This is a genomic window from Vibrio sp. 10N.286.49.E11 (assembly GCF_041469505.1).
Lineage (GTDB): Bacteria > Pseudomonadota > Gammaproteobacteria > Enterobacterales > Vibrionaceae > Vibrio > Vibrio crassostreae_C.
In genome coordinates this window covers 1-253 of sequence record NZ_JBFRKQ010000110.1, presented here as the reverse complement: position 1 = coordinate 253, position 253 = coordinate 1, and the positions used below count along the sequence as shown (strand labels likewise).

Annotated in this window: 1 pseudogene; it reads left to right on the top strand. The window is 40.3% G+C overall.

Annotated features, from left to right (window positions below):
- Positions 1–70: 70 nt before the first annotated feature.
- A pseudogene (locus AB4167_RS21120) lies at positions 71–253 on the top strand (IS110 family transposase); the annotation flags it as partial.

Sequence of the window (253 nt, the reverse complement as noted above, 5' to 3'; positions counted from 1 at the left end):
TTGTTAATGATATGGACACTTCCACCCACCGTCTAAACTTATAGTCGGTAACATAAATGAGGAAGAGACCATGACCATTGCAACTTTAGGTATCGACTTAGCTAAATCTTCTTTTGCTCTTCACGGAGTAGATTCATCAGGCAAAGTTCTTTTGAAGAAAAATATCAGCAGAAAGAAGTTGTCCGAAACGTTGACCAATATGCCTCCTTGTCTTGTTGGTATGGAAGCTTGCTCCAGTGCTCATTATTGGGCA